General features: G+C 43.7%; 15 protein-coding genes. 3 read left to right on the top strand and 12 right to left on the bottom strand.

The window, feature by feature from the left end; all coding sequences use genetic code 11:
* Positions 1–6: 6 nt before the first annotated feature.
* Together LEP1GSC192_RS17815 and LEP1GSC192_RS17810 are read right to left on the bottom strand one after the other, a co-directional pair.
* Positions 7–747, bottom strand: coding sequence for a LytTR family DNA-binding domain-containing protein (locus LEP1GSC192_RS17815; protein ID WP_020771100.1), 741 nt, complete (start codon positions 745–747; stop codon positions 7–9).
* Positions 744–1,709, bottom strand: a complete 966-nt coding sequence (locus LEP1GSC192_RS17810; protein WP_020771250.1) for a sensor histidine kinase — start codon at positions 1,707–1,709, stop codon at positions 744–746. Before LEP1GSC192_RS17810 ends, LEP1GSC192_RS17815 begins: the two co-directional genes overlap by 4 nt.
* A gap of 305 nt (positions 1,710–2,014) precedes the next feature.
* On the opposite strand from LEP1GSC192_RS17810, the gene LEP1GSC192_RS17800 reads away from it, so the two are divergent.
* Together LEP1GSC192_RS17800 and LEP1GSC192_RS17795 are read left to right on the top strand one after the other, a co-directional pair.
* A complete protein-coding gene (locus tag LEP1GSC192_RS17800; protein WP_020771509.1) occupies positions 2,015–3,457 on the top strand; it encodes a hypothetical protein in 1,443 nt (480 codons plus the stop codon).
* A gap of 10 nt (positions 3,458–3,467) precedes the next feature.
* The gene (locus tag LEP1GSC192_RS17795; protein WP_020771518.1) at positions 3,468–4,202 is read left to right on the top strand and encodes a FecR domain-containing protein; all 735 of its coding nucleotides are present in this window, start codon (positions 3,468–3,470) and stop codon (positions 4,200–4,202) included.
* Positions 4,203–4,265: 63 nt separating this feature from the next.
* Here LEP1GSC192_RS17795 and LEP1GSC192_RS17790 read toward each other — a convergent pair whose 3' ends face one another.
* From LEP1GSC192_RS17790 to LEP1GSC192_RS17760, 6 genes are all read right to left on the bottom strand, one after another.
* On the bottom strand, positions 4,266–7,406 hold the full coding sequence (locus tag LEP1GSC192_RS17790; protein ID WP_020771453.1) for an Ig-like domain-containing protein: 3,141 nt from the start codon (positions 7,404–7,406) through the stop codon (positions 4,266–4,268).
* A gap of 226 nt (positions 7,407–7,632) precedes the next feature.
* Positions 7,633–10,743, bottom strand: a complete 3,111-nt coding sequence (locus LEP1GSC192_RS17785) for an Ig-like domain-containing protein (RefSeq protein ID WP_020771353.1) — start codon at positions 10,741–10,743, stop codon at positions 7,633–7,635.
* 32 nt (positions 10,744–10,775) lie between these two features.
* Positions 10,776–14,423 carry a hypothetical protein gene (locus tag LEP1GSC192_RS17780; RefSeq protein ID WP_020771224.1) on the bottom strand — a complete coding sequence of 1,216 codons (3,648 nt, stop codon included), beginning with the start codon at positions 14,421–14,423 and terminating at the stop codon, positions 10,776–10,778.
* 426 nt (positions 14,424–14,849) lie between these two features.
* Positions 14,850–15,920 (bottom strand): TMEM43 family protein, encoded by a 1,071-nt coding sequence (locus LEP1GSC192_RS17775; RefSeq protein WP_020771090.1) that lies wholly within the window; start codon positions 15,918–15,920, stop codon positions 14,850–14,852.
* Between the two features lie 553 nt (positions 15,921–16,473).
* Positions 16,474–17,226 (bottom strand): indole-3-glycerol-phosphate synthase, encoded by a 753-nt coding sequence (locus tag LEP1GSC192_RS17765; RefSeq protein ID WP_020771490.1) that lies wholly within the window; start codon positions 17,224–17,226, stop codon positions 16,474–16,476.
* Between the two features lie 3 nt (positions 17,227–17,229).
* On the bottom strand, positions 17,230–17,568 hold the full coding sequence (locus tag LEP1GSC192_RS17760; RefSeq protein ID WP_036090879.1) for an STAS domain-containing protein: 339 nt from the start codon (positions 17,566–17,568) through the stop codon (positions 17,230–17,232).
* A 73-nt stretch (positions 17,569–17,641) separates the two neighbouring features.
* Here LEP1GSC192_RS17760 and murD point away from each other — a divergent pair, with 73 nt between their 5' ends.
* Positions 17,642–18,991 carry a UDP-N-acetylmuramoyl-L-alanine--D-glutamate ligase gene (gene murD / locus LEP1GSC192_RS17755; RefSeq protein WP_020771287.1) on the top strand — a complete coding sequence of 450 codons (1,350 nt, stop codon included), beginning with the start codon at positions 17,642–17,644 and terminating at the stop codon, positions 18,989–18,991.
* A 2-nt stretch (positions 18,992–18,993) separates the two neighbouring features.
* On the opposite strand, the gene LEP1GSC192_RS17750 is transcribed toward murD, so the two are convergent.
* From LEP1GSC192_RS17750 to LEP1GSC192_RS17735, 4 genes are all read right to left on the bottom strand, one after another.
* The gene (locus LEP1GSC192_RS17750; RefSeq protein ID WP_020771139.1) at positions 18,994–20,976 is read right to left on the bottom strand and encodes an HD family phosphohydrolase; all 1,983 of its coding nucleotides are present in this window, start codon (positions 20,974–20,976) and stop codon (positions 18,994–18,996) included.
* A gap of 201 nt (positions 20,977–21,177) precedes the next feature.
* Entirely contained in the window at positions 21,178–23,532 is a 2,355-nt protein-coding gene (locus LEP1GSC192_RS17745; protein WP_020771304.1) for a patatin-like phospholipase family protein, read from the bottom strand.
* 290 nt (positions 23,533–23,822) lie between these two features.
* The gene (gene flgE, locus LEP1GSC192_RS17740; protein ID WP_008595159.1) at positions 23,823–25,217 is read right to left on the bottom strand and encodes a flagellar hook protein FlgE; all 1,395 of its coding nucleotides are present in this window, start codon (positions 25,215–25,217) and stop codon (positions 23,823–23,825) included.
* Between the two features lie 30 nt (positions 25,218–25,247).
* Positions 25,248–25,982 (bottom strand): flagellar hook capping FlgD N-terminal domain-containing protein, encoded by a 735-nt coding sequence (locus LEP1GSC192_RS17735; RefSeq protein WP_020771462.1) that lies wholly within the window; start codon positions 25,980–25,982, stop codon positions 25,248–25,250.
* Positions 25,983–25,985: the final 3 nt, after the last annotated feature.

Genomic DNA, 25,985 nt, shown 5'->3' with positions numbered 1-25,985 from the left:
TGCGCCTTACTTCCCGAAAAGGCTTTTCACTCCTTCCACAAATTCCCGGCCCACCGGAAGATTGGTCTCATCCTCGTCTTTCAGATAGATCGTATATGCACCACCCGCTTGGGATTTTGCAGCAGAGACAAGATTTCGATTTACCATATGTTTTCTATGAATTCGCAAAAAATCCGTCTTAGGTAATTCTTTCTCTAGATCACCTAGTAACTTTGCAGTCTCATAATCCCCGTCCTTGGTATGAAGAACCGAACGTTTACCATTAGCGGTAAGATAGTATAGATCCGCATACAAGACACGATGGATCAAACCTCCGTCACGAAAAACAAATACTGGATCCGGCTCTCCGTTTGCTCTGGAATTGGATATCGACTTTAATTGCAGATGGTGAAGCGCCCTTTCCATACAAGAAGCGAATCTTTCTTTCGTGTAAGGTTTCAAAAGATAATCGCAGGCACCCACCTCGAACGCCTTTAGTGTATGTTCCCTATAAGCAGTGGTGAATACCAAAACCGGGAGATTTTCCCCTATTTCTTCCAATACCTGTAGTCCCGTTTTTTCGGGAAGATTGATATCCAAAAAGACTAAATCGAATTTTTCTTTTTTTAGGAGATCGATTGCCTGAGAGCCTGTTCTTGCGATCCCGCACACTTCAAATTGGGGCCAATATTCCAAAAATTTTCGGAGCAGGTCCCTGGCGGGGACTTCGTCCTCTATCACTAAAACCTTATATAGCACGCTATTCATCTTGATGCGAATTCCAGTCGTAATGTAGTGATTCCAAATTTGTCTTTTTCTAATTTGAGTTCCGCTTCTCCGAAATTATACTCTAACCTGGATTTTATATTATTTAAGGTACGAGAAAATTCGGATTTTTTATATTCAGGCAAAAGATGATGTTCCTGTTTTTCGTTCCCGTTATTTTTAATCTCTATTTTTATCCTTCCGAAAGTTTCGGTCGCACTGATCTCTAATATCCCTGCCTCGGAACGATTTTCTAATCCGTGTTTAAAACTATTTTCCACTAACGGTTGTAAAGTGAGAGGAGGTATCCTAAGCCTGGAAAAGTCTCCTACTTTTTTGATCTTGATCGTCAAAGAATCCGAAAACCGTATCCTTTGTAATTCCAGATAATTTACCGTAAAATCCCATTCTTCCGAGAAAGGGATAGTTTTTTCGAAGATCCTATCTGATAAAAACCTGTACGTCTCCGAAAGTAGAATAAGTGCGTTATCCGCTTTTTGCGGATCCGTCATGAGTAGGGAATGGATAGTGTTCAAGGTATTGAATAGATAATGTGGATCCATTCGATTCTGAAAGGTCCTGTATTGGATATCCTTCAGTTCAGTTTCCATCTTCTTTCTTCTTTCGATCAGGATCTGCATGGATTTTTCCAAAAAGGAAATGAATAACGCCAATATCAGGCTGCTTAGGAGAATATTATAAGACCCTCCGTGAGGTCTTTCCACCCCTTCTCCGGCCAATAATAATACGTGAATGATCCCGCCTGAAGCGACTCCCAGCACCGATGCAATCACCGAAGCGACGACTAAGAAGGCGCCGGTAAAAAATGCTCCCCTGTTCATTCGGTTCAAAAATTCCACCGAAAATTCCACTATGGAACATACACAATGTGTGGTCACCTGGGTGGCCAAGAACACCTTCCAAAAAGGTGCGTGGGAATTATGAGCGACTAACAGCGAATTCATCGTGCCGATCACGGTATTAATGGTTAGCCAGAACAATATCTTAAAAGTGCGCATAGAATAGATGGTCGAAAAATTTTTTCCGGTTCCGACTCCACTGATCTCGTATTCTTGTAACCCGTCGATCCCCTTTTTACAATCTTATTCCAGGGAAAGTATCGTTTATTCCGATCGAACAGAAACTACGGAAATCGGATCGACCCCTTTGTTAAAAAGAAAGTCTGGTAGACAAGAGAAGAAGGATAGGTTTATCTAAACGAAATTTTTTCTTTACGACTTTTGTCGGCAAGTAATCGAGGGGGACCTCTTTGAAAAAGACATCAATTAGAAAACTGATCACCGCAGCTTGTTTTATTATGGGATCCGTACATTTATCCGCAGAGGAAATCGTAACAACCAAGAAGGACGAACCGGATGGCTTTTACGGTTTGAAGATAGGCGGTATTCTCTCTCCTTCTTATAACCAGAGAATGAGAGATGGGGGCTCCGGTCTTACCAACACCTATTTGAACGAGGAGCCCGGCTTCTCGACACCTTGGACCCTTTTGACCATCAATAAAGAATTTAAGGAAACCGGTGTCAGCCTGGAATTATGGGGAGAATTATTACGTTCCGCACAAGTAAGCGCAGATACAAGAATGGATGGAGGGGCCAAATCCAATCCTTATATTTTAGGGATTAGAAGGGCTCTTGTTCGAAAGACCTGGGAAACCGGATTAGGAGAATATTCTCTGACTTTCGGAATGCAGGAACTTCCCCATACTTATACACAATGGAAAAATTACTGGAGATGGAGGTATGTGGATAGAGGACCTCTGGAAAGCCTGGGATTTGCTCCTGCCCCCGCCGATATCGGGTTAGGTGGAACGGGAAAATGGGATAACGTATCCGCTCAGGTTGTTCTTTCCAATGGAGAAGGTTACAGGCATACCCAGAACACCGACTCCGCAGGTTTCGATCTTTCCTCCAGAGTTTCCTACGAACCTAAAATAGGCGATGAGAATCGGATAGGACTTCATTTCTTTTACCGATCGGCAAATTTAACGGGTGCAACTTCTTCCGATTGTAAGGAAGGAACCGCATGTCTTGCCTCGGATAATAATCTTGCTACCACCCTTAGGAAAGATGTTCGTTCCTTAGAAAGTGACTCTTATGCTCTTGAAGCTAATTTTGATCGTAAAAAAATTCTTAACTTTGGACTTGGATACGTGTTTAGAAAACAAAAAGGCGGCGAAGTCCGAGACATTTCCAATCCGTTCGGAGCTGTTACTCCGGGTTTGGACTCCACCGGCACTGCGGCATACGCATGGTTGTCTTTAGGATGGGGGGATCTTAGGATCGTGGGTAGATTAGAAGGAGGAAGCGGAAGAGACGGAATACTTTCCGCAAACCGAGCTCAAATAAACCAAGTCATGCCGGGAAGTCCTGAATCGGATTATTGGAATATACAATCCAATACTATCGGCCCTCAGGTAAATTCTTCCGGTTATTCTGTCCGCTCTTCCTTTAGAAGAGGTTCAGTATTCATGGAATGGAATATTACGGATTCTTTACGTATTGCCCTTGGATATACGGAATCCAGGAACAGGGATAAGGACGGAAACCGAGAACAATCTTATGTGGACGGGTCCGGGAACGAAAGGACTAAAGCGGAATATTTACAACAATTCCAAGGCGGTGCAAATAACGGGATCGTATCCTATGGCCGCCTGTCCAAAGAGCTAACTCTTTGGACCACCATCGAATTTTAAGGAGAAGTTTATGAAACTGAAAGTTTGGATGATCTTGAGCTTAACACTGTCCATCGGTGCCTTGGTTTTAGTGAGCCAAGAGAACAAAGAAAAGGACGCAAGAGTTTCCTTCCTTGTCGGAAAGGTACAATTGCAAAAAGGAGGTAAAGGAGGTTGGAACATCCTAAAACAAGGAGACCTGGTCTCCGAAGGGGATATCGTCTCCACTGGAAATGCCTCCAAAACGACCCTACTCTACAAGGGTTCGGAGTTTAAAATCCTACCGAATACAAAACTGAAAATTTCGAGTCTATATAACGAATCCAAGGACGGTCAACTGGAAGTTCAAAGCGGATTTGCCTGGTTCCAACTTGTGAACCTAAAAGGTAAAAAATTCGAGGTTCGGACTCCGACTACCACTGCAGGCGTTAGAGGAACCGCATTCTCCGCTTTTCACGACCATAAGACCAAGGATTCTTCATTCTGCACTTGTGAAGGCAAAGTTTTGATGAACGGGACAGGTGATCCGAAAGACGGGACTATGCAGGAAAAAGGAAACGGCGGATATTATCCGGGAGACGGAGCGGAACCGAAAAGAAGTTCATACGAGGGAATTATCGTAAAATTCAAATCTCTTCCTCCTTTCAAGGACTTGATGAAAAAGAATATTTCCTTAAAGAACTGTCTATCCTGCCATATTCCTCAAGGTTGGACACCGGAAAATTCGGTTCCAAGTGATGAGACCTATGGCGGAGGAAAGATGTAAATCTTATACCATTAAGATTTTGGAATGCGTAAGAGGCTCGGAAATCCGAGCCTCTTTTTTATCCTAAGGGCAGACAATCGCGTTTCCAGGATTGGAGGCGAATGTACCTTGGAACTGAAGTCCTCCGAAAAGGTAAGGGTATGATTCCGAATTCGGAATAGGAATAGTGACCAATTTCAACTTATCGGTGGTTGATTGTAGATTACATTTGTTCCCAGAACTGACATTCGTGATCGCGTCCAAGGCCAAGGAACTAGGCAGAGGTACTTGGCGTAATACGTTATTCACCAATGGAACGATCAAAGAGCGGATGAGAGGATCCACTACCTGGAAAATTCCTTTCGGGTCCAGACCGAAGGGATTAAATGTAGGTCCTTCTAAAATATCCATCGTATAAGACATACTAGCTTCATCTTTTCGGATCACTAAACTCATAGCGTTTAAATTATTGTACTGCGGTTTTCCTACAGGATCCGGATTATCAAACGGAATAAAATTGAAAGCTCCGTCTCCTTTTATACTTACACGCACGGTATTGAGTAGATATCGGCAGCTATTTGCCGCGTTATCTGCGGCTGCCGCACTACAAGGTAAAAAACTTCCGTCGCCTACATCCGTTCCGGGAAGCCTTCTTCCATAAATCCTTAATTCCAAATCCGTAAAATTCACTACCAAGATAGGGAGAGCGTTTGCTCCTCCGAATTTAAATTCTCCATTCGGAGCGTGGATCGCATAAACGTCTATATCCACATCATCCGTTGCGCTGACACTTGGGACAAATTTAGTAGGATCGCCGGGTTTTAAACCTACTAAAGGTCTACCTGGAGATAAAATATTCAGCAAGGTCCCAACTTTCACCAACTCTTGGGTCAATTCGAACAATGGATCTGAACCGGCATACTGCTTAATCTGGTTTATAAATTGTTTATTAATCCTTAAATTTAAAGCGCCGTTTTGCCAAAGACTATAAGCTGCTTGAGTAACCGTATCCGCATTCAAAGTAAGAAGTAATCCGGGATTCGCGTTACTTCTGGAGAATGGATAAGTTTTTGCCATTGCAGTACCGGCGGGAATAGGACGAGTGCTCACAAAACCCGTAGCTAATTGATGCCCATGATAGTTCGGATCCGTATTTGCGATCGGATTTTTAGCCACCAAAGAAACACTTGCGGAAGTGAGTATCCCTTTGTTTGTTCCGTCCGATTTTACCACTGCATCGTTCTGGGCCATAAGTCTTAAAGACAAAGGAAAATTACTCAAAGGAGCAGGCAGGTAATCGGGCAAGGTAACATCCAGGCCGGGATTATTTAAAGAAACCAACACCGCGTTCATCGCTTCCACGGAAACCCTTTCCACAATATCTCTCAGCATAGATTGTGTAATGTAAGGTGTCGCCTGAGGAACCGCGTTATTCGCCACACTTTCCGTAATAGGAGAAAGCCAAGAGCCTAGGGTATCCGTTGCAGCTAATAAATTTACACCCGCTACACTCAGATTATTAGTCCATTCGGAAACGTAAAAATTCCCGGTGATCGGATCCGTAGGTGTATAAGGAGTTCTGATCGCAACTGCGATCTTTCCGTTCGTATCAAAACTTGCGTTTGCCTTCGCTCTCGCCAAACGAGAAGTATATGGAGAGTTCAGGTTTAAAGTAGCGGTGGTCGAAAAACCATACGTATCGTCATTACCGAGCAAACAAGCTAAACCCGTACAATCATGTGAATACCCTATCGTAGTCAGATCGATGACCGATCTTTTTCCGTTTAGATCAATCCCCATTACTCCGTCTGCTTGGACGTAGATCGAGTCTGTGATATTCGTACTATTATCCGGAGCTAAAGGAGGAACGACTACATTATTGATATAAACGTCCAACCACATAGGAAGGCTTCCGAGAAAGCTTGCGGTAATATTGAATGCACCAGTATTTCCTGCGATACCGCAGTAACCGTTCCCGAATTGGCCGGCCATATCACCATAGGTTCTCACATAATTGACAGAGATCGGAAAATCATTCGCCGTAATGGACCAAAAATCGATACATCGTCTATCCGAAAAGTTACCGTTTCCGTCCGGATCCCGAAGAGGAGCAATGTCAGTGGTTTTTGGTGATCCTGAAAAATCATTAAATGTCTTATTCGTGATCTTAAAATCCGCGCGAGCGAATTTTTGAAGAATATTAGAGAATAATTTTAAAGTCTGAGCTTCATCGAAAACGGCTGCGGATGCGTTGGAAATCAAATCATAGGGTGTAGAATTGACTTTTCCGTAATTGAATCCGAAAGACCTACGGAACGTTTTCCCGTCCGCGGTTAAGATCTGGAACTCGTATGAATTCCCACCCTGGAAAGGTTTTAGACCGGCTTTCGGACCTGTAAAAGCGTTTAAGTTCAAAGAAGAAGCAATAGGAGCGGTCATATCGCAAGGAGAAGCGGAACAAATTATATGTTCCGCATTCGAACCCATATGTTTTAATTTAATGCTTTGGATCTGGTTCGGATTACTAGGATTCGTAAAACTTGCATTCAAGTTCATTCCGATCGTCCCAGGCGTTGCATCCAGATACGTTAAGTCTTTTTGGGAATTTGCCGGCCCCACTCCCGTTCCGTTTAAGGACATCGTAATATAGTAATCAGGCTCGGTAGTAAAACTTACCGTATAAGGCTGCAGGTCCCCGCCCTCTAATCCTTTGGAAGCGGAAGTCAAAGTAAGCTTATAAGTAGTATTCGCTTTTAATTCCCGATAAGGATCGAATACCAATCTTCCGCCCGATTTCCAGTAGAAAGTTCCCCCTTTTTCGGCTGGAGGTCCGGGTAGAAGCGTGCCGTTTTCTTCAGTCAGAACAAAATCCGATTTTACCGTGCTTGCGACCATCGGTTCGGAAAAAACAATCTCCAAACTTTTGTAACGGTCCACCTGAGTCAGGTTCGCCAAATTGAGAAGGACTTGAGGCCCTGTGGTCCCGAAATCCACAGGTAAAGTGGCCGGGGTATCCGTTTCCGTATAATTTATAGTATTGGAAGTTCCGGGAATGGATCCGTCCCCATCTACCGGGATCCCTATAGAACTAAAGAATGAATCGAGTATTCCTCCCCCTTTTTCGGAATCTCTACATCCCGAAAACATAAGAGAAACTGCCAGACAGGTTATAACAACCGTCCGTTTAATAAATATTCTTTCACTTTCACCCAATCCGGTAACCATTTTTTTTCTCCAGTCTTCAATCGCATAATTTCGTTCGCGTTCGGCGGGAGTCGGCACTCGGCAAGTGCCTAACCAACCTCGGGCTGGACCTTCTTCTTTCGAAAAAACGGCCCTGCCCTTAAGAGTTAATTTTCAATTTTGGAGAAAACTCTTGGTTCAGGATTTATTCTGTTTTTATAATATTATCTTTCTATACCAATCCTCTTTTATTCCTATTCACACGTCATTAAGGACATTGCACAACTGTTCCAGGGTTCGTAGCCGCCGCTCCTTGGAACTGAAGACCTCCGAACAGATACGGATAAGGTTCCGTATTCGGGATCGGAATAGTGATCAGCTTCAATTTATCCGTAGTGGATTGAAGATTACAAACCGCACCGGATGTGTAATTTGTGATCGCGGACACATTAAGGGACTTAGGCAAAGGCACCTGACGTAAAACGTTATTCACCAAAGGAATGATCAAGGAGCGGATGAGTGGATCCACCACTTGGAAAATTCCCTTAGGGTCCAAACCGAAAGGATTCACAGAATTCCCTTCCAGAATGTCTAGAGTATAAGCCATACTAGTCTCGTCCTTTTTGATCACAAGACTCATAGCATTCAAATTATTATACTGAGGTTTTCCTATAGGATCCGGATTATCGAACGGAATAAAATTAAAGGAACCGTCCCCTTTGATACTCACGCGCACCGTGTTTAGAAGATAGCGGCAACTGTTTGCGGCATTATCCGGAGCCGCAGAGGAGCAAGTAACGGAACTTAAAGTTGGATATCCTATCTGGGTCCCATTCGGCCTTCTTCCGTAAATCCTCAATTCCAGATCCGTAAAGTTCACGACAAGAGAAGGAATAGCGCTCGCTCCCGCAAACTTAAACTCACCGTTCGGGGCATGGATCGCATAAACATCTATGTCCACATCGTCCGAAGATTTTACGTTTTGGATCAGCTTGCTAGGATCGCTAGGATTCAAACCTACCAAAGTGGATCTACCTGGAGCCAAAATGTTCAGGAGAGTTCCGACTTTCACTAACTCTTGTGTCAACTGGAAGAGAGGATCCGAACCTGCATAAGCGGTGATAGAATCTATAAACGGTTTATTGATCCTTAAATTTAAGGCACCGTTTTGCCAGAGACTATAAGCAGCCTGAGTAACGGTATCCGCAGTCAAGGTTAAAAGGAGTCCAGGGTTTGTAGAACTTCTCGAGAATGGAAAAGTTTTAGTCAAAGCATCCGCAGCCGGAATAGGACGAGTGCTTACAAAGCCCGCGGCCAACTGATGTCCGTGATAATTCGGATCGGTATTGATGAGCGGATTTTTGGCCACTAACGCCACGGAGGCCGAGCCCACGAGTCCTTTGTTCGCTCCGGATACCGTAGGAGCCACATCCGTTTGGAATTTCAACTTTAAGGAAAGAGGAAAACTTTGAAGAGGAGCGGGAAGGTAATCGGGGAGAACCACATCTAAACCCGGATTAGCCAACGAAGTTACTACCGCATTCAACGCGTTAGGCGCAACCTTTTGCACTACGTCTCTCAACATGGATTGAGTAATTGCAGGTTTTAAGGCCGGAACCATACCGTTCGCAATGGAAGCGGTCACGGAAGATAGAAGGTCCGCTGCCCAAGAAGTGGAGTCTATATAGTCTACCGAATCCAGATCACCCGCATTGTTTTTTACACGTAAGGGGTCGGACCATTCTTTCGTATAAAAATTGTCCGTTGGAACATTTGTAGGAAGAGCTGCCGCAGTCAGAGGAGTTTTGATCGCGATATTAAATTCTCCATTGGAATCCACAAGAGTGTTTGTGTTTGCAACCGCAGCACGAGGGTTCGGTGTTTCTCCTAAATTCACTTCCGCGATGGTGGTAAAATAGAATCGATTGCCTGCTCCTACGAGCCCCAGACCGATAGAGTTACGGTTCCTTGCAATAATAGCAAGATTGATAATCGCCTTACGACCGTTAATGTTTACTTTGAGATTATTATTTGCGGGAACACTTAAACTCGCAGTAATCGTAGGATCCGCTCCGGTAGTTGGAGGGATATTTACCCCCGTAATATAAACGTCCATATCGAAATCGGAACAACCCAAGAAACATCCGTTTCCGACAAAAGCGCCCGGATTTGCACCTGATCCACCACAATAACCGTCACCATTGTCAGGGTCGGTAGAATCACCGAAACTACGGATGAAATTCACAGCGGATCCACCGGTGGAATAATAATCTATACAATGGGAAGTTCTCTTAGTGGTAGTTTTAGGAGTGTTGGAAAAATCGGAAAAACTTTTACCGGTGATCTTATAATCATTCTTGGTAAATCTTTCCAAGATCTGACCGAATAATTTTAAGGCCTGAGCCTCATCCACAATAGCAGCCGCGCCGTTTGCGATTAAAGCATACGGAGTGGTATTCACTTTTCCGTAATTGAACCCGAAAGATCTGCGAAATACCTTACCGTTAGTAGTAGTGATCTCGAAAATATAAGAATTCCCACCTTGAAAAGGTTTTAACCCTGCTTTTCCTCCCGAGAAAGAATTCAAATTCAAAGACGAAGCAAGAGGAGCGGTCATATCGCAAGGAGGAGCAGCGCAGATCACATGTTCCGCTGAAGAACTCAAGTGTTTCAGCTTGATAGATTGAATAGTATTCGCGCCGCTAACGGGAGAGGTAAAACTTGCATTCAGATTCATCGCGATCGTTCCGGGAGCGGCATCAAGATAAGTCAAGTCTTTGGAAGAATTTGCAGGACCAACGGCTGTTCCGTTTAACGTTGCGCTGATCAAATAATCCGGCTCCGTAGTAAACTCAACAGTATAAGGTTGGAGATCCCCGCCTTCCAAACCTTTCGAAGCTCCCGTCAGAGTCAGTTGATAAGTAGTATTCGGTTTCAGCTCCTTATATGGATCAAAGATCAATCTCCCGCCGGATTTCCAATAAAAAGTTCCCCCCTTTTCTGCACTCGGACCGGGCAATAAGGTCCCGGATTTTTCCTTCAGAACAAAATCGCCGTTCACCGTAGATTGTGTCATAGGTTCCGAGAAAACGATCTCCAAACTTTTATATCGATCCACTTGATCGGTTGCAGAAAGATTAAGTAATGCTTGCGGACCTGCCGTACCGAAATCAACGGGAAGTGTAGCAGGTTCGTCCGTATCCTTGTAAGGAGTTAAATTCGCACTAGGAGGAAGACTTCCTCCCGAATCGGAAGCGATCCCGAGACTTGCAAAAATAGAATCGGATAGGCTTCCTTGTTTTTCTCCCCCGCATCCAATGGATACGAAGAATAAAGTGAAACCGATAAGTAAAAATCCCTTGAATGTTTGCGTCTTCATTTGTGTCGGTAGTCCCGTTATATATCTATTTTTCATCTTAGTGAGAATATCGCATTCAGATCGTCCCAGTACGTCGACGTGGGTTGTCCATCATTCCAATTATCATAGAAGAAGGCGTCGGAACCGGAGAAACGACGACCTCTTTCATAAATATCTCCGAATAATCCGATTAGAGTCCCCGCAGAATATAGGAAGGCCCTGTTGTCCATAAGAGGAGTCTGGATCATATCGGATCTCAGAAGTACTTTCGTATTTTCGAATAGATCTTCCACAGTGTATTGAGAAGACATGTTCGCATTCTTCTCTAAAAAACTGAAGAAGCTGCCCGGTTTACCCAATTGGTAACCGGTAGCGTATAAGTTCCTTCCGTAAGGTGCCATAGAATCCAAAACAGGAGGAAGACTAGTGGTCAAAATATCGGAAAGAGTATAAGTTCTCGTATCCAGAGTGGAATTGTTCGGATCGGTTTCATCTCCCACATAGAAGAGAGAAGAGATAAGATCCAATGTATTCGTAATTTCGGAAGCGGTGAGTTGGATATCCAACAAGAGATCCAATAAGAAATCCAAGGATTTCACCAAAGACCAACCGGACGATCTGGAAACGTAATCTCGGATCCGTCTTACCAGATCATCCACTTTCACCCAGGTAGGATCATATAGATCATTACGAGGGCGATCATCGTATTTATCCGCGATACGATACACTAACCAATCGATTCCTTCATCAATTGCAAACTGGTTCGGACAATTGGTTTGGAAATTCGCCTCGCCGCCGCATTCGGACCAAAGTTTTGTTTGGCCTAAGATCCCGGAAAGACCGTCCATCACCTTGTCTCTAGCATCCGTTTTAGCGGGATCTCCAAGATTTGTGGTAAACTTGATAAGTCCCGAAAGAATATCAGTTTTACTTAATAGATCCAACGGACCGTCCGTCATACGATTACGATCTGTGCTTGTCGGTGTGGAAGTCCCTTCGATTAAAACGCTCAATAAGCTCCTGTAATTTTTAGAAGCCTTGTATTCTACAGGAGTGGCCGCTGGGTTTCGCAATCCGGATGCGATCCCTACCGTTCGTACCTGAATAAAGCTTGGCTTTGGAGGCAGATTGTCCCCTATTCTCGCCGTTTCATCCTGTCCAAAAAAAACGTATGGTCGAGAGAAGATCTCAGCGAGGCCGGTAAATAGCTTATAAGGATTTTTTCCTAATGCTCTGTTAGCCGGAATTTTAGCGTCATCACCCAAAGCTTTTGCCAATGCGACGATAAATGGAGTCAGACGATTCCTCTTATTCCAGTTCGTGTTCACTTGAGAAGAAGGAGTATCAGTAGTTCCCAAGAATCCAAGCTGTTTGATCACACCCGCATTTTGGGATATCACAGGAGGGATCATTCCATACACAGTGGTTGGATCAGGGATCAAAAGAGGGAATAATGCGGAATATACCGCAGTCACTTGGAAACCTTCATTACCAGCGAGTCCGTATCCCCAGCCTTCTACTAGGAAAACGGAATCGCCCGGTTCATTGGATAGATCTTGCAAATTTGTATCCTGGACAACCCAAGGCCCAGCCTGCGTTCCAGAATCAAAGGACTTGATGGGAGTCCCCTTCTTGTGCCAGTAACCGTTAAAGTTTGTACAATCGTCTTTTAAAGGACCACAATTGGGACTTAAGTTCATCATTCCCATGATTCCGTTCCCGATCGCAGTAATGAATAATGCCTCTTGGTAGGTAACTGTAGCGGCTAACTTAGCTCTCACCGGAAGAACTGCTACGAATCTTTTTTCGTATAAAAGCCATTGTAAATTTTTATAAAATGCTTCCTCCGCACTTGCTACTAGGATAGGAGCAGGGACGGTTTCCGTAATAGAATAGAATCCCTTGTCGGTTAATACCGCAGACGCAGCAGTTTGATCCACTCCACCCAAATAAATACGTCTTTCTCCGCCTGTACCTGGATCAATTTGAACGTAATATTTGGATGTGTTCCAGCTAGGTTGGTATTGTAAAAGATTACCGTTAGGCGCAATCGGATTCCCTCCGGAGTCCGTTCCACTATAGTATGGTCCATAACCTTCTAAGGTAACCTTAACGATCCAATCCAACATCCAAGGAATTGTCTTGTTGTACAGCTTGTCGAATTGGGATTCGTTCAGCACGGCAGTCCCGGTAGACGTATCCGTAACCGGAAGGGTCTCCCCTCTAGAAGGTGCTTCTAAAATGGAAAGAACTCTAGTATTGAATCCTATTCTATAAGCGGAACCGTCGCGGAATACTTTCGAACTTGTGCGGCTCAATTCGGTAATATTCTTAAAATTGAATGAATCACCGGACCCGATCACGGATCCCATACTGAACATTGCATCACCTAATGTCAGCTCACCGCCGGTTGTTACGGAGCCGGTATCAGTTAAAGCGTTATTAACGACTTGAGTTGTACCGGAATTTCCGGAATCTACCGGATTCCAACGAAAACCGTAATTATCCGCAATTGTAAGAACAATAAATAAAGTTTCTAACGCGGAAACAGGACGGCTTTCCACATCCGTCTGGCGGTTTCGTCCATCTCCATCCAACTGCAAAAGATCCTTAAACGTTTGGCTGGAACCGGAAGAATTCCTCATAAAATCCAGTAAATACGCATTCTTAGCGGTCTCTTTCAGAACGTTTACAGTCACATCTCCCTGGGCGAAAATTAATCCTTTAATCGTTTCGAAAAGATCACGAAGCATCGTTCTCAATTCTGCAGGTTTTAAAGTACCCCCAGGGGCATTATACGCTGCGTTCGTAGAATATTCGTTAGCGGTAGGCTCAGCAGGAGAAACAGTATTAGCAGTAAAAAAATTCTCAGCGTTTATTATAAAATTTTTAAATGAGGTTTGAGGAGTCATTTGATCCTCGAAACCGGCAGCCTTGTACATCATCTCGCCGAAATCGTAAACAAGAGAGATAAAACCTTCTTTTAAAGTGCGATCCGTTAGTAGAGAAGGAGCAAAAAATCCACCTAATAGATTTTCCACTCCGGTTCGGAACGTAGTATTTTTCCGTAATCCTTTATAAAGAAAATCTTCTATATCGTGAAGAGTGTCCACAGTATCCGGATCTACAAGAAGGTCAGCTGTATCGTGGATAGAAGTGGTAACCTGATTCGCCGTCTTAGTATTGTATTCTATCAAAAGTTGGTTTGCGCCAAGAGGCATCAAATTACGGACTACAGGCTTTTTATAACGGCGGATTTTCTCAAAAACCGGCTGGATAGAAGAATAAGCGGCAGGATTCGAAGTTTGTATCTTTTCGATCATGTCCGCAAGGCCCAAAGAAAGGGTTTGGACGCTCGTTCTACTCTGCAGCATCGCCGATTCTAAGGCGCGAATTGTCCCCAAATTATCCGTTCTAGGTGCTTGAGAGAGTGCATCCCCCAAGGCCTCATTGAAGCCGACAGGGTCCATATTGGTGAAAAAGCTCTTCACCACTGGGTAAGGATTCAAAAAACTGAATAAAGAAATTCCTCGGTAGTCGTCGGTATTATCGGAGAATTGGGAAATCCCGCTTTTATCGGTCCCGGCATGAGAACAGGAACCGAATAATGATAATATAAGAGAAATGAAAATTATATTTTTCTTAAAATCCAGGAGGCGATTACTCCCCCCAGCAAATTCCCTTATTGGCCGCATCTTCATCCCTTAAACCTCTCTGGGTCCGTGTTCGCTTTTTTGAACAATTGTTATTTTTCAGAACCAGAACGGCTTCTATATATACCGTAGATCTAAAAAACCTTCAATCTTTTTTTATATCAACTGTTCGAATCGTGTATCGATCGCTATACTGGTACATATTATAACGGTATAGACAAGGATTTTTTTCACTAGTTTTGGCAGTTTTTTAGAGAACGTACGTTATTTTTAACTGTCTTATACGTCTCTTATTTTCTCGGATTTCCACTTAAAATCATGTTCTAAAGCATGATTTAATACGTGTTATCAGAGTGAACGCGCGTTTGCTTTGGAAAGTTTTTATTGACAATCGGTGGTTTCAGGGACTACGGAAAATTAAAAAGGCCGAGCTAAATCCCGGCCTTTTCTCTATTACATTTTGAATATGGAATCCTAAGCAGTCGCCGCTTTCTTTTTGTAGATAGCGTAACCGATTGCTGCAAGCCCCAGTATCAGCCAGATATACCAAAACTTCACAAGAAGAATGGTAACTGCGGTGATCACAAATGCCACAACCCCGAACACTATGGATAGAGCGGTTTTTCCCAATTCTCCTACAAGAGGAACAAAACTTAAAAGGGAAAGTAGCGGTCCTGCGAGAAGATTAAAGCTCACCCACATAGCAATAAAACAACCGAGTCTCATAAGCCACTTTTCCGTATTATCGTCGCTTTGGATGTCCTTCATCGTAGTCTGAAAATCTCCTACGGAAGCGTTCAAAAATTTATTACCCTCTTCACTGGTGAACTCTCCTATTGTATTTCCGTTTACGGAACCCACGAAAGTCATATTTTCTTCCGGTACGGGAACAAGAGATACACTGATTCTTTCGCAGCCTTCGGCTTGATCGCTTGCACATTTTTGAGATAAATAGATATAATCACCTTCTGCTATCCCTTTGGACAATTCTCCCGATCCGGGATTTACGGAAGGCACTGCGGAAGTCAGATCCACCTTGCTCAAATTTACATTGTAAGTTTTACCTTCATCAGTCTTCACCTTCGCGTCGGAAGCAACGGAACGTTTATCATCCACAGTCGCTTGGTAGAAAGGTTTAGACTTGCATACGGAATCCTTGAAATTTTTCGGATTTTGAGGAGAAGAGATCCATTCCAATTCACAATCGTAATCTTTTTTTTTCGTAGTGGAATTCTCTTTACTGGTTTCTTTCCAGGCATATACCTCGGAAGATTGAGAATAGGAAATATACTTCCCGGGTTTTACGAACTCTCCACCCAATAGATCTGCACTCAGTTTTCCGGTAACGTAAGACGCAACCCCAGGTTTCGCTTGGGCAGCCGGGACCGCACTTTTAAGGGCCGCACTCGCTTGCTCGCAAGTTTCCACTTGAAATATTAAAAATAAGGAAAGTGGGAATAATACAACCCCGGTCAGCATTCCTTTGAACGAATCGCCGATCGATCCGAATATACTCGTACTTTCTCCTGTTTCTTCAAACGCCATGTAAAAAACCTCCCACTGGCCTTAAAAAAGACGAAAGGGCATTCTACATTCCACACAATTCGGTAGGCAATATCTTTTTTCCAAACCGAAAAGAGAAGATCCTTTCTCCAAACGAACGTTTTGGAAAAATTTTGGGCGGCCCCACTCGCTATCGCTCGGGTCGCGCTGCTACGGGCTACGCTATCGCTTCGGTCCTTCGGACTTTCCCTACGCATCGCTGCCGCGTTTCTCATGCAAAGACGTTCGTCTGATTTCTATCTCAAAGGACCTTCTTATACGATAACTCTTCGCGGCAAGGATACGAAGGGCGCTAGTCCGGCTTTGCCGGATATTTTCCGCGCCCCATAGGAAGCGGGTAACGCCAAGCGTTGCTGAGCGTAGTGAAGCAAAGTCCTGATCGGACAAACTGGAACTCCATGAAACCGTCCATTTGAATTGCTGAGCGCGAATGCGCGAACCCGCAGTAGCCTGGTCAGAGCGTAAGCGAAGAGCCGCCCAAACCTTTTTAAATATATTCTAATTTCTGAATATTCTAGGAATTAGTATGGAAGAATCAGAATAATTCCAGCCAAGCCTTGCGGATATCCGGTTTTTCCATAAAGTAGGTACCGATAAGTGCAGCGTCCACATGGGAACGGAATTCATCCAGATCGGCCTTACTTTTAACCCCAGACTCCCCTACTTTTACGATATTGGGAGAAAGTTTGGAAGCCACTTTAGGGACAAGGTCTTGGTGGATGGAAAAATCATCCAGATCCCGTGTGTTGATCCCGACTATATTTGCACCCGCCTTTGTGGCGATAGTCGCCTCTTCTTCCGTATGGATCTCCGTGAGAACATCCATATTATATTTTTTAGCTTCTTTGATAAGTTCTGCGAGTTTTTCGGGTGTGAGTATACGAACGATAAGAAGGATTGCTGCCGCTCCGTATTCGCGAGCCTCCGCGACCTGCTTTGTATCTAGTATAAAATCTTTTCTTAATATAGGTATATTGACCTGAGAAGAAACATTCTTTAGGTCTTCAAGGGATCCGCCGAAATATTTTTTGTCAGTAAGAACGGAGATCGCAGTGGCTCCACATTCGGAGTAAGTTTTTGCGATAGTGACCGCGTCGTATTCTTGCCGGATAATCCCGGAAGAAGGACTCATTTTTTTACATTCCGAGATGATTGAAAATTTGCGGGAGCGTAATGATTGCCATAACCCCGCCCCTGCGTAAGGCGAAGGATTATATTCGGGAATGGTTTCGATTTCCCTTTTTTTTTCCTCTACGATCTCTTGGAGAACCCGATGTAATGCCATCATCGGTTATGCACGAAAGGTTCGAAGCGCCTCGTCTTCCGTATCTCGAATATCAAATAGAGAAGTAAGTTCAATCACATCGAAAATTCTTTTCACTGCAGGTTTGATCCCGCAAATTTTGAGACCGCCTTCTTTTGCGTTCAATTTCCTGAGCGTAGAAATGCAAGCCCTGAATCCGGAGGAAGACATATAATCCACGTCTTGCATGTTTAAAATAACCTTGGTGTGTCCTTGGTTATCGATTAGATCGTTCAGATTTTCTTCCACCTCGTTTGCAATAGAAACGTCTAAACGTCCCTTGAGGTAAACTATGAGAACTCCGTCCTGTACCTTATGGTCGAGCAAAGGAACCTACCCTAGCGATAAATTAGAGACAATTCTCGATGCGAAAAATAGCCTGTCAACCAAGTTCCCCAAGATGAAGAATTTTCCTACCTCCTTATTAGGCCAAAGAGTCCTGGTTCTCGGCGGGGGAGTTTCCGGTATGGCGGCTCTCCGACTCTTGAAAGAGAGACAGGCGAATGCTGTTCTTTGTAATTCGAATCCTATTCCCGATTTAAATGTTACGTTCGTCGGCGAGGATGTAATTCTAGCGGACCTTCTTCCGATCGCGCTCATCGTAAAAAGCCCGGGTATTTCTCCTTCTCATCCCGTAATTTCCCAAGCTCATTCTCTCGCAATCCCCATAGTTTCCGAAGTGGAATTAGCAAGAGCGTTTTATTCCGGAAAATTGATCGGCGTCACAGGAACGGATGGAAAATCCACAACCACTTCTCTCACTGCACATTTAGTTTCTTCCGATTTTCCTGGAGCGACTGCGGGTGGAAATATCGGTTTGGCCTTCAGCGATTTTTGCCTTAAACCGGTTCCACTTTCCGTTTTGGAACTTTCCAGCTACCAGTTGGAAGATTCCGGTCCTTTAGAACTTAACGTATCCGTAATATTAAATCTTGCTTCGGATCATTTGGAAAGACATAAAAGTTTGGATAATTATTTCGAAGCCAAGACAAGGATCGTGGACCATTCCAATCCTCTTCATACTCTTGTAACGAATTCAAAACTTTTTCAGGAAAGGATCCGAAAGCTGGGATGGTCCTGCAAAATTTTAGTCTTCGGGAGAGAAGCAGGAAACGACGCGATCATCTCGGAAGAAGAAAGAAGTATCAAAACCGCAAAGTTGATCTATGATGCTACGAACTTCCCTCTTCCCGGAGGCCATAATTTGGATAACCTGGCAGCTTCTATCTTGGCTGCAGAAGCGATCGGTGCAAAACCGGAACATATCCAAAGTCTGATCGGGTCGTTTAAAGGCCTTCCTCATCGTTTCCAATATGCCGGTAAAGCGGCCGGGATCTCTTTTATTAACGATTCCAAGTCCACAAACCTCCACAGTATGCTTGCGGGTTTAAACACGTGGAAAGACAAAAAAGCGACCTTTTTGATCTTGGGAGGAAGACCCAAAGCCGAACCCTTGGAACCTCTGAAAGAATTTTTAAATTCCGGTATCGGCTGGGTCTTACTGATCGGAGAGGCGAGAGAAACCTGGGCCCCCGTGATCTCTCCTATCTTAGGTTCCCATTTGATCTTAGCGGATAATTTGGAAGAGGGTTTTTCTCAGATCAAAAACGCGGTCCGCTCGGGTAGGGCAAGAGTTTCCTCCGTGGTATTTTCCCCCGCTTGCGCTAGTTTCGATTTATATAAGAATTTTGAGGAAAGAGGAGAACATTTTTTGAAACTTGTCTCCGACTGGACCAGAGAAGAACCTTAGATTTATTTAATATGTCCTTGGTGGTTTAATTTTTCCCAGACTTTGGACTCTATGAATACTTTTAATAAGTCTCCGTCCAAATGATTTTCCTTCGCTTCCATTTCCAAAATGTCCAAGGCCCTATCCACCGGGACCGCTTTTTTATAAGGTCGATCTTGGTCGGTTAACGCATCGAATATATCGGAGATGGTCATGATCCTGGATTGGACCGGAATATCTTCTCCGGAAAGCCCTCTCGGGTATCCGGTTCCATTCAACCTTTCGTGGTGCGCATGAGCGATGGTTGGTACCATTTTTAGATCGTTTGTCCAAGGGATCTTACTTAAGAATTGGAACGTATGCTCCACATGGGATTCGATCTCTTTTCTTTCATCAAAATCCAAAGAACCTTTTTTGATGGTCAAAAATCCGAATTCGTAAGGAGAAATTAAATCCAGATTTTCTCCTTCCGTAGTGATATACTGCATCTTTGCGATCTCTTCCAAGAACTGAGAGTTTGCCTCTTCCAGAATGGAAGGTTCGTTGCTCTGGCTGATGATCTGGAACATAGAGTTAAGTCTTTTACATTCTTCGCTAAATTCGAAATCAATAGCTTTTTCAAAGTCGGAATATCCGACTGACCCGTGCTTTTTTAAATATTCCACTTTTCTTAAGTTTAATTTCGATTCGAAATCTTTCTTTAAGTAGCGGAATCTCCAGTCGATCAATCCGATCTCCAGGTCTTCCAATTTTTTGGCTTTCACCAAAACCTTTTCTCTTACTCCTACTTTTCCGAAATCGTGAAGTAATGAAGCGTATCTGATCTCTTTGAGTTGTTCCTTGGAAAACTTTGTGTCCTTATATTTTCCGAAACTCACACGATCTAAGGTTTCCGCAAGCCCGACGGTCAACACTGCCACTCTAAAAGAGTGACCGCTAGTGGTCGGATCCCTTGCTTCGATCGCGTTTACGGAGGCGGTCACAAATCCTTCGAATAATGTTTCAATCTCTCTTAATAAATAATTGTTCTGAATGGCGACAGCCGCCTGTCCTGCAACTCCAAGGACTAATTGAGCCGAATAATCGTCGAAAGGTTGGATTTCGTCCCCTTTCATCTGGTCTACGGTCAATTTTTGGTTAAAGTTCCTCTTACGATTGATCAGCTGAAGAACACCCACGACATCTCCCCTATGGCCTTTCATAGGGACTACCAGCATGGATTTAGTATGATAATTCGATAATATATCAAAATTCCCATTAAAGGAAAATTCGGCATCTTCCGGCAGATCATAAACATCTTGGATGTTCAGCACTTTTCCGGTTTCCGCAACATAACCCGCAATACTGGACTTATTGATGGGAAGAATGAACTCTTCCGTATCTATACTCAATGCCGAAATTTTAAAACGTAAATTCCGAACGAATCCTATATCGTCCTGTTCGACTAGATACAAGGAACCGGAGTCGGCATTACAGATCTCCCTTGCACTGTACAATATCTCTCTTAAAAGTTTATCAAAGTCCTTTTCGTTTGCCAGACTGATACCGATCCTGGTCAGTCGGTTGATCTCGTATTTTGCGGTGTTGATCTTATGTAATAGATCGAACTGATCCGTGATCATATGCAAATGTAAAAAGCCGTTAGCGAAAGTTTTTGAAAGGTGGAGATCCGAAGTGATCTCGGGCAAGATCCCAAAAATCAGATCGTCTTCGATCTCGGTATTCTTGTATCCTTCGTAGCTTAGGTCTGCATTTAAAATGAATCTGGCGAGTATCAGAGGATTCATCCTAAGCTGCTCTCTGATCTTACTATGTTCTGATTCTAAGGTTTCGGAAGAGATATAAAATAGTATGTTTACGAATTGCGGAGTATCCCTGATGTCCGAGGACCCGAAAAAATCCTTTAGATCGATCAGTTCTAGCTGGGTCTTATTGCGGAGGATGGAAAGTCTCCCCGCAAGTGTAGCGGAATCCGTCACGATATATTGCTTAAACTTGGATTCCATCCCGATTAACCCATCCTAAGCTTCTTTTAGAATCGTGAAAAGGAGTTTTTTCCAAGTTTTGGCCTTGGATATCCTTCGAAAAACGGCCGTTTGGCTTAAACAAAAAAAGACCAAACCTCATAGCTCATCCATAAGACGGATCTAAAGTCGAATTTTATCATATGGTCATATTTTAATTTAAGGATCCTGCAATAGATCGATCTAATTTTTTTTCCTTTCGGAATATACTTTGTCCTTAATGATCTTTCCCCAATCCTTTACAAATTTTTGAGAATGTTCATAGCCTATCTCATACAATCTTTCGTATTCATCCCAATCGAAGGTGGAAAAATCCCGAACAGGCAACTCCACGAATATATCGGAAGTTTCTTTTGTTTTTAAAAGATTGTTTCGGCTGGACAATAACATGGACCTCATGAACAGCTCGCCTATATGAGGGAATGAATATCTATCTTCCTTTTTCATAAATTGGTTTCCCAAAAGTTTCAGAGCGGAGGGTCCTTCTCCCGGAAATCTGGACTCAACTAATAATCCATAGGTTTGGTCCTTGTTCGGTTGGGATCCTGCACCTAAATCTACCGAGATCAATACGTCCGCTCCTTTTCTTCTCACCAAAGAACCGGGAAGATTATCCCAAAGTCCTCCGTCCACAAACAAAGCTCCGTCGTTATAAAATGGAGGAAAGATCCCGGGTATGGAAGTACTGGCTCGGATTGCCTTCCATACCTCTCCTTGTTCGAACACTTTCGGTTTTGAATTTGTTAGATCGCAGGCTACCGCCAAAAAGGGAATCCATAATGTTTCTATTTTTCTATTTCCGAAAAATTCTTTGATCGCCTTGGAATATTTCACTCCTCTTAAAATGGAGACAAACGGAAGAGTATAATCTCTGGTCAGTTTTGCCTCTATCCAGACCTCTTTAATCAAACGGAGAGATTCTTCGAACTCATAACCCATGGCAAATAATCCCGCCATAATGGATCCGGCGCTTGTTCCTCCGATCAGATCTATCGGGATCCCAGCCTCGCTCAAGGATTTAAGTAATCCCAAATGAGCGAACCCTTTTGCTCCTCCACCCGAAAGTGCGATTCCTACCGATCTACTTTCCAATCTTCTTGCAATACGATCGAATTCACCTGCCCTGTTCTTTCTCATTATAAGTTTTTGTCCGGGTAATTCATGAAGAATGTTTTCTAATTCTTCCCAACGAGTATAAGAATCCTCCAAGTATATTACGGACTCTTTCATGGTTTCGCCGAGACTTCCTCCTTGGATCAGGTTCCAAGAATAGGAATTTTCCAATATTGGGCGTCCAGTTTCGGCAAGAAGAAGAATTCGGTCCGCCTGTCTCAGGCTAGTCTCCGCCCAAAGCGGATCTCCTGTGGGTTCTACTTCAAAAACCACATTGTCGTATTCTTTTTCCAATCCTCCAAACCAGGAGAGAAGGTCCGGTATCCCGAATCGTATTCCATTTTTATGATGTATTTTTTTCTCCTTCAGGAATTTGGAAAGTTTATCCTCGTTTACAGATAATGTAGAGCCGAAGGACTTTAAGGATTTGGAAAGTTCATTTGAAAAATCACGGAGAGGAAATCCTTCCGTCACAGGCACCAGTGCGATCGTATGTACTTTTCTTCCGAATCTAGAGGATTCTTTATTCCGATTTCCCAATCTCCTGGCAATCGTTTCAGTCACATGGAATAAAGCTTCGGGAGATTCGGAGATAAATTTTCGGAATCCGTTACGTGAAATTTGGATCACCTGAGAGGAACGTACGGCATAAACCGAAGCAGAGCGAGGTTCTCCCGTTAACAAAGACATCTCCCCGATGATATCGCCTTTGGCGAATTCCCCTTCTCCCGTAATATTTCCTTGATCGTCCGAAACGGTATATCTGAACCTTCCCGATAAAATGATAAAAAGTGAATTTCCAGGTTCTCCTTGGAGCATCAACCTTTCCCCACCTGGAACATACAACCATCTCAAATACGGAGTCAACTCTCCGATTTTTTTGCGGTCCACATGAAAGAGTAATTCCAGATTGGAAATAAATCCTAAAATTTCCTTTTGACTAGGCTCATAGGAAGCCATTCTGAAAAATCTTTTAGTCTCTAATCTTTCCTTCCAACGTTTGGAAGTTTCCGAATGTTCGGATTCCCACTTATTCCAATTTTTAGAACTGATCCTCAAAAGTTTGGAGTCCGTTTCCGCTCTTATACCGAATTTCCCTTCTTTCCAATGAAAAAATCCTGCCTCCCCGAAATGAGAGCCGGGCACCAGACTTCGTATCATCAACTCTTCTCCGGAAGAAGCGTTCGTAAATTCTTCGCACTTTCCTTCCAAAAGAAAATAAAACCATTCCGAGGTTTTTTCGGGTGATATGAGAATAGTACCGGCGTTTACGGATCTATATTCAAAAAGTCGAGTGAAAGATCCTGTTTCCTCCGGGGTCCAATCCAGGAACATTTCCCGATTGGATAAAAAAATAAATCCAAACCAACCGTCTCTTTCTTCAGATCCTTTTTTAAAGCCGGTCTTTTTCTTTTTTTCTCTCACTGTTTTAGTCTCTGGTATATATTAAAAAAACAGACTGAAAAAAAAGTATATAGACTGCAATCTGAAATAATATCGATTTTCGCTTCGAATTCGATAGGGAGAATTATTTCGCACTGAGCGCACAAAGATCACAGAGTAATCTATTTGTTATTTTCTCTGTCAACTCCGTGCGAACCACCGGGTGAATTCTACTTCTATCACCTTGTTTCTGCGCGACTAAAAAAGAAAAACGCCCGAAGGAAAAAATCCCACGGGCGCAAACAAAATGAATAGGAGATCTAATCTAACGATTAACGTTTCAGACCCAGGACTTCCTGTAACATTTGGTCTGTGGTAGTGATCGTTCTGGAGTTGGCTTGGAAACCCCTCTGAGTTACGATCATATCGGTAAACTGATCGGAAAGATCCACATTCGACATTTCTAATAGACCTGCGTTAATCTTCCCTCTACCGGCGATACCTGCTTCGCCGATCATCGGCTCTCCGGAGTTATTGGAAAATGCGAACATTGTATCTCCCGCTTTATCCAAACCGGCCGGGTTATTAAATACCGCAGTCGCAATCCTTGCTAAGGGTTGTTTGATCCCGTTGGAATAAACACCGGTAACGGTTCCGGAATTATCGATGGAGAAGGACTCCAGATATCCCATTGTATATCCGTCTTGTTTCACAGCTTTAGTTGTGAAATCGGAAGAGAACTGGGTGATCCCGTCCACCATTCCTGCCTCGCCTAGAGCCAGGTCGAAACTTTGGACTTGGGGATTTCCGGGAAGTTTAAAGGAAACTTTTGCACTTAGTTTTCCTGTGTTCATCACGTCGGTTCCGTCGGAAACATAAACGATCTTACCATCCGGAGTGAATCCGAACTCAAGCTCGGTGAGTCCGGGCATTTGAGTATTCTGTCCGCCGGTAGCAGCCACATCTACGGAAAGTTGAGTGGAATCCGTTAAGGACGTCCTTGCTTTCCAAGTGTTTTCACGCACTTTGTAGAATTCCATTTTGAATTCTCTTTCGGCACCTTGGTCGTCAAAAACTTTGATAGTAGTCACGTGTCCTCTTCTCGCCTTCGGATCCGGATCATTGATCATAGCCGTGATCTCCTCTTGGGTAGCGTCAGGCGGAACGGCTTGCACGGATGAATTCAAGTTGGATCTGAAATCCACTTTGGAAGTTGCTCTTGCAGGCTCTTTAGAATATACCGGAATGATAATATCTTCGATGGAAGCGGAAGAGTTGATATACTTATTCCCTTTTTCATCCAAGCGGGAATTCCACCCTTGGACCTTCAAACCGTTCGCCGGGTTTACATAATAACCGTTCTTATCTAAGTTGAATGCGCCCGCTCTGGTGTAGAACTGTTTGTCTCCGTCTTTTACGATAAAAAAACCTTCTCCGGAAATCGCAACGTCGGTATTCTTACCGGTGGTTTGTAAAGCGCCTTGGGTCATGATCTTGTCGATCGCAGCGATCAATGCTCCGAGACCTACTTGTTGCGGGTTTACCCCTCCGATGTTTTCCTTCGGCTCGGAAGCACCTCTCAACTCTTGGGAGATCATGTCTTGGAAAGTGACACGTTCCGTTTTAAAACCGTGGGTGTTCACGTTGGAAATATTGTTACCGATCACGTCCATCCGCACTTGGTGGTTTTTTAAACCGGAAACTCCTGAATAAAGGGATCTCATCATGGCGCTTATACCTCGAAATTTTCTATTTAATTAATAATTGCTGTCGTTCGGTTTTCCGGGAAAACTCCAGCCTGGAGCCCCGGAACTTGTTTTTTCAAAATCGGGATCTTGGGAAGGACCCATATTCTGATTTTGTAATGTTTCTTGAAATTGTTGACCTTGCTGCGGTTGCGTTGTTGGAGTTCCAACGACGGCACTCGGAGAAGCCCCCGCTGAACCGGAAGGAGTCGCAGCTTTCGGAGCAGGTGCTCCTGTTTGTCCTTCTTGTTGGTTGATGATCGCGGGATCTGTGATCAAAGTGATCGCATCTATCTCTACGGTTCTACCGTTTACTCTCACAAAAGATTTACCTTCTCCGTCGAAGAACAATGCGCCTGCGGTCCCCACCACATTCTCTCCGGTCACAAAATCAGGACCGGATACGATCTTACCTACCAGGGAGAAACTTTGGCGATTGGTCATCTTACCGATCCCTTGGGAGATATTATTCATCTGCTCCAAGGAAGAGAACTGAGCCATTTGCGCGATAAAGTCTTGGTCTTTAACCGGGTTTGTAGGGTCTTGGGAAGAAAGTTGAGTGATCAACAGTTTTAAAAAATCATCTTTTCCTAATGCTTTCGCGGTAGAACGTATCTCGATCCCTTGGAGACCGCTTTTTTCTTCCTTCTCCAATTTATCGAAATGCTTCCTTAAATCGTAACTTCTGTCTCCTTCGAGATAACGGCTACGTGTAGCTTCGTTAGAAACCGCGTTTGTTTCCGGCATGAT

Source organism: Leptospira sp. B5-022, from assembly GCF_000347035.1.
GTDB lineage: Bacteria > Spirochaetota > Leptospiria > Leptospirales > Leptospiraceae > Leptospira_B > Leptospira_B cinconiae.
This window is presented reverse-complemented; position numbering and strand designations above follow the sequence as displayed.